Here is a 335-nt window from a genome sequence, read left to right as displayed (position 1 = left end):
TTCAATTTTCCAATAGTACTATTTGTTAAATTAAAACTAATTTTAGTCGTTTCTTCATTTTTATTAATAATTGTATCAATTAAATTTGAAATCATCTCTGTACGGTGCTCCGTTATAGTACGTTTTTCTGTTATTAACATTGCATTACTAATTTCTTCTCTAACAATTTCCCTTATCAATTTCTCAATGTTCATTTGTACTACTCCTTTTAAACAAATTCTTAATTAGTTGTTTCACTAATTCAAGTACTTAAAAAAACTATTTATATGATTTTACCCTTTTTCCACAATTTGACTCAAGAGTCCGTTAAATCCGTTGTTCAACTAAACTGCCAT

General features: G+C 26.3%; 1 protein-coding gene. It reads right to left on the bottom strand.

Annotated elements, in window-relative coordinates:
* Positions 1–194: hypothetical protein (locus CN514_RS24665; RefSeq protein ID WP_141529528.1), on the bottom strand; the 194-nt coding region annotated here is incomplete at its 3' end.
* Between the last annotated feature and the right edge of the window lie 141 nt (positions 195–335).

Origin of the sequence: Bacillus sp. AFS001701 (assembly GCF_002559405.1) — a bacterium.
GTDB lineage: Bacteria > Bacillota > Bacilli > Bacillales > Bacillaceae_G > Gottfriedia.
The sequence above is the reverse complement of the archived record's forward strand: the minus strand, read 5'-3'. Positions and strand labels throughout refer to the sequence as shown.